The 5202-nt window shown below is 61.0% G+C and carries 2 protein-coding genes and 1 pseudogene; 1 reads left to right on the top strand and 2 read right to left on the bottom strand.

Features of this window, described 5'->3' with window-relative positions; genetic code table 11:
• Positions 1-193: 193 nt before the first annotated feature.
• Complete coding sequence (locus ACZ6C1_RS38550) at positions 194-1234, bottom strand: endonuclease/exonuclease/phosphatase family protein (RefSeq protein WP_469247696.1); 1041 nt, start codon at positions 1232-1234, stop codon at positions 194-196.
• 1032 nt (positions 1235-2266) lie between these two features.
• On the opposite strand from ACZ6C1_RS38550, the gene ACZ6C1_RS38545 reads away from it, so the two are divergent.
• On the top strand, positions 2267-4483 hold the full coding sequence (locus tag ACZ6C1_RS38545; protein ID WP_469247695.1) for an ATP-binding cassette domain-containing protein: 2217 nt from the start codon (positions 2267-2269) through the stop codon (positions 4481-4483).
• Positions 4484-4608: 125 nt separating this feature from the next.
• Here ACZ6C1_RS38545 and ACZ6C1_RS38540 read toward each other — a convergent pair.
• Positions 4609-5034 (bottom strand): annotated as a pseudogene (locus ACZ6C1_RS38540) (transposase family protein); the annotation flags it as partial.
• Positions 5035-5202: the final 168 nt, after the last annotated feature.

Below are 5202 nucleotides of genomic sequence, written 5' to 3'. Positions count from 1 at the left end.
AGGTCCTGCCCGGCAATGCCCGCCGGGTGGTCACTCCGGGCTGCCGGCCAGGCGGGCGCTCGCTGATCCGACGGAGATTGTCAGACAGGCCCTAGCCCGCGTCGGGCGGACCGCCCATGCCAGTCGGCCGTTACCTCGGAGGCCGGTTTCACCGCGCCGGTGCGAGTTGGCTGGTGACAAGGCTTGAGATGTCTCAGTCCACCTCGAGGTCTGTGACGACTGCGGCGTGGTCGGAGTAGAAGGGGCCTGGGTCATGGTGTGGGAGGCGTTTGTCGATGGTGAAGGCGCCGTTTACTCGTAGCGACGTCCCTTTGGCGAAAATGAAGTCGATCCGGTCTGGAGTGATCATTGATACGTAGTCTGGGTGTGGGCTCCAGGTCCTGCCATGGTGGGTGCAGGCGTCTGGGTGAGCTTCGCGGTAGGTGTCACGGAATCCTGCCTTGGTGAGCAGCCTGGTGGCCTGCAGCTCGTAGCTCAGGCCATAGTGGCTGGGGCAGTTGGCCCACTTCGCGCTCCAGTCGTCAGCCGGGAGGGTGTTGAGGTCGCCGGCGAGCAGTATGGGATCTCGGTTGTCGCCGAGCATCCTGGGTAGTTGCGTGCGCACGATGTCCTGAAGCTGCGGTACTTGAGCCCCGTCTTCGGCCTGGGCGACCTTGCGGGCGTTGTAGGTGGGCCGACGGCCGTCCCGGACATCGCGGGCGTTGGTGTCGATCATGTCGCCGATCCAAGGGTCGGTGTAGGAGACCCAGGCGTCGAAGAGGTTGATGCGGCGTCCGGTCGGCAGTTCCACGCGCGCGCCACCAAAATGGAAGTCATTGACGACGGAGCCGGTGGGGGCTGGGAAGGTCTCGACGACCTTGTAGCGAGTGAAGATCCATAGGTTGTCGCTGTTGCTGGAGGTGATCCGCACAGCTCGGTACTCTCCCTTGCCGATCCCAGTGCTGAGAGCGGATCGGATCTCCTCGGCAGAGCCGTATGTCTCGATGGAGAAGAACACGTCGGGTGCGATGGCGGTGAGCTGATCGAGGAGGAGCTTGAAGTTCTTCTCGCCGCCGAGTTCGGTGTTCTTGCCGCCGTGATAGATGTTCCAGGACAGAACCCGGACCGGCTCGCAGTGTGTGGCAGATGCATGGGCCGGCTGAGCAGCGGTGGTGAGGATGACGGCAGCGATAGCGGCGCCTATGCGCCGTGTCTGGTGAGCGCTACGGATGGAGCTCTGGTGTGTTTTCGGCATGGAGCAGACGACAGCATCGCACAGTGAAAATGTAAACGCCTCTTACCTGGCCAGGTGGGGTGCCTGGCCGAAACAGCCCCCTTCAACCGACAGCAGGCCACAGTTGCACGATGCCGTTCCGTAGACCGTCCCCGCCTCGAGCTTGTGGCCCACTGTTCGTACTGTGCAGGCGAGCCTGGAGGGCGGCACCAGCCTTCGCGGCATCAAACGGATGTAGCCGGCCGCATATCCACGCTTCACCTGCACTCCACCCTCACCCGCTTGTCGTGGCTGAACCTCGTGGACCGGTGGTTCGCCCCAATAAGCTCCACCGCTCCGTCCAGGCGCGCGAACACGACATCCGGACCTGGCTCGCCGACTTGAACGAGTAACCACGGCCCTTTGCACCGGCCTGGCCGCCGTTATCGCCAGGCTGGCGTCGACGATGCCGGACTTCACCGAGAACCAGCAGCTCTGCAAGGAGGCGCGATTCTCTGGCCCCAGATTGAGATGAGAGTGTTGCTCCTCGATCCAGAGCCGTTCGACCGCGTCGGTCGGACGGCACGCTGGCTCGATCGTCAGAAGTGGCCGCATGTGCTGGATTACCTGCACACCGTCAGGGGCGAGACGCCGAAGAGTGCGGCGAGCTCAGCATGGTGAGCTCCCTCCAGCCACGATCAGCACCCGACCGAGCGTGGCGAGTCCATCCGCCGAGGACCGTTCCCGCCTGCTCCGGCACAACCTTCGCCAGCCATTCGAACTCGCAGCGGGGTCTCCACCGACAGCGACTCGGCTCTCAACGCGCCAGTAAACCAAGGCAATGACCCCTATTGCACCGTTCCTGGCCTGCGCCGTGACCGACCCAGCTGGCTTCTATTCGGATGTCTCGTCGCTGTCGAACCTGTATTACGGTACGCGCCCGTAACCTTACTGAAAGGGGGTGTGTGAGCTGACTCACCGCCAAATTGGGATGGGTCCCCCATGATGTGTATGGATCTGTACACGCTGGGGCCTATTGGGTGACGAAGTAATCACGGCGACGAGAAGGGAGTCATGATGCGAAATGGCGACACAGAGTACGAGACTGCTTTTCAATTATTTGTCGACGAAAGGGCATGGCCGTTGCCGGATCAGGAGATCCTTACCATAGGCAGGGATCCTGATTGTGACATTCCACTCTCAGACCCGCGCATATCGTGGCATCATGCCAATATATATCGCCACAAGAAGCGCATGATATTTGAGGACCCCCGTAGCACCAACGGCAGCTACATAGAAGGAATAAAGGTGACAACAGTCCAGCTGACTGCTGGACTCAGGGTTCGTCTGGCAGATCCATCGAACGGCCCATTGGTGTACTGCCATCCATACCTTGAGGAGAGCGGGAACCTTTCTGGAGTGGCGTCCTCGTCCTCTATGGAGGATCCCTCGCCGCGTATGAAAGGCGCGGTTCCGCAGCAGCAGGTTCGCTACTCGGGTAACGGCAACATGACTAAATTCCGCACCCCCCTGTCACACGATATCGCAAGCCGCGTGGAAGCCGAGGGATCAGAGGAACGCGATGCACGTGCTGCTGTATCGGCAGAAGATCTGACATTCTCGGTGCAAGGGAGAAATTCTGGCAAGACCCTCCTTGATTGCGCCACTTTCCGCATTCCTGAGGGCTCCTTAACGGCCATCATTGGACCTTCAGGCGCCGGCAAGAGCACGCTAGCAAAGCTCCTTGCCGGATCCCTTGCTTCAGAATCTGGCAAACTCTTCTTGCGTGGACGTGACGCTAGAACCCAGTTTCGTGACGTTTGTCGGGACATAGCGTTCGTCCCTCAGGTTGATGCATTGCATGAGCAGCTGACTATCCGGTCCTCGCTGGAGTACACAGCACAACTGAGAATTCCACATGCGTTCGGTGCAGCTGAACGGACAAATCGCGTCCGGGAGGTGCTGAGTAATCTCGATCTCTCGGAGTATTCCGACCACCGGATATCATCGCTGTCGGCCGGCCAGCGGAAGAGGGTGGCACTCGCTGGCGAACTTCTCGCTCAGCCATCGATCATCATTCTGGACGAGCCCACGTCTGGACTAGACCCTGGACTGGATGGCGATGTGATGCAGCTTCTCAGAAAGCTCGCCAACGGCCATCGAACGATCACCGTAATAACCCACTCCGTGGCGGAGATCGATCTATTTGACCAGGTATTAGTCGTGGCATCGGGTGGCAAAGTGGTGCACTCCGGGAGCCCAGCCCGCATCTTAGATGACCTGGGCTACAAAACATGGTCAAGCCTGTTCCGCGCTCTACGAAGCTTCGAGCCACCTGCAGTCGCCGGGCACGGCACTACGGGTGCAGCGCCCCTACCGACCAGGTACCTCAGCATGCCCCCCGCTCCAGACGCTGACTACCCCGGCATTGGCCGCCAGCTGTCAACTCTTACCCGCCGCTACATATCCGTTCTATCGGCTGACCGGGGTTTCCTCTCCCTGATGCTGTTGCTTCCCATTGCCCTCGGCCTCGCCAGCATGGTGATACCAGCCCCGTCCGGGCTTCGTCCAGGCGGACAGGGAAGCAACACACACGCCGGCACCATACTGGCCTGTCTGGCTATCAGCGCATGCTTCATGGGAGCGGCGAACTCGGTGCGGGAACTAGTCAAGGAAAGGCACATCTATGAACGCGAACGCGCCGCCGGGGTATCCATCACAGCCTACCTATGCTCCAAGGTGGTTGTACTGGGTGCCATCACCGCCGTGCAGACGCTGCTTCTCTGCGCTATCGGCCTCAGCGCACGTAAACTTCCTGCCACCGGTCAGATCTTCCCGCATACGAGCAGCGTGGAAATAACCTTCGTCTTCATGCTCCTGGCGTTTGCTTCAATGACGGCTGGCCTTGCTATTTCGGCGGCAGTGAGAACCACAGAGAAAGTCATGCCGCTCCTCGTGTTCTTCGCGGTCCTCCAAGACATGTCTACAGGCATTATCTTCAAGGTTTACGACAATCCCGGGATGGAACAGGTTGCGTGGCTTATGCCGTCCAGGTGGGCTATCGCAGCTCAGAGTTCCACCACTCATCTCTCCGCCATGCTCACGCAGCCGTCGAGCAGAGACTTCAGAGGAGATCAACTATGGGAAGCAACGCCGCATCAGTGGGCTGTAAATACCAGCATGGTGGCCTCTTTGGCAGTCCTATTCTGCCTAGTGGCTGCTCTGCTGCTGATGCGACACGATCCCCCGTTCCTCCACCCCCGAATGCGCCAACTCATGCGACGCTGGTGACAGTGCCCAGCTCAGCAGCGCCCAGCTTCGACCGGCACTGCCGCAAGGCTGGGCCCCCAACACAGCCACGCTCTGCTCCCTGACGAGGCAACAAGTAGGCATCTCGCACCGCTGGCAGCAGGGATCATGCCGTGCTTCTTGTGTTTCATCGAGTAGTACGGCTCGTCGGCGGCGATGGGGTCGGTGGGGATCAGGGTGCCGCCCACGATGACGTGGTCGCCTTCACCGAGGCCGGTGAGGGCTTCGTGGAGGCCGGGTGCCCAGCCGGCCAGGACGTCCAGGGTCTCGTCAACGTACCGCCAGGCGGTGGCCTGGGATATCCCGAAACCGGCTCCGAGCTGCGAGAACGTCTCATTCTTCCGTAGGTGCACCAGGGTGAGCAGTGCCTGCTTGAAGCAGCCGGGCTTGCGCCAGCGGGTGTTGCGGGCCTGGCGGTGCTCGTACAGCAGCCAGGCGACATGCTCAACCAGCTCGTGCGAGACGTCGAGCGTGGCAGGATACGGAACCAACAGGGCCCTTTCGGTCGCCGGTGTGCTGAGTGAGATCACCACGCCAACGACGAGGGGCCCTGCCTCGTCACCACACCTGCTGACCAGCCCATTCCACCCTCCAGCACAGGACGAATGAGCTTGTTCCGCTTTGGCGGACACCTTCGGTGTGGTGGTCAGGCCGCCAGGGCAGTCTCGTATTCGGCGGGACTGCGGTAGCCGAGGCTGCTG

This window comes from Streptomyces sp. NPDC041796 (genome assembly GCF_055590785.1).
This window is presented reverse-complemented; position numbering and strand designations above follow the sequence as displayed.

Excerpts from the sequence above, each read along its gene's own strand:
- ACZ6C1_RS38550 (WP_469247696.1), bottom strand. The coding sequence starts at position 1,234 with ATGCCGAAAACACACCAGAGCTCCATCCGTAGCGCTCACCAGACACGG.
- ACZ6C1_RS38545 (WP_469247695.1), top strand. The coding sequence starts at position 2,267 with ATGATGCGAAATGGCGACACAGAGTACGAGACTGCTTTTCAATTATTT.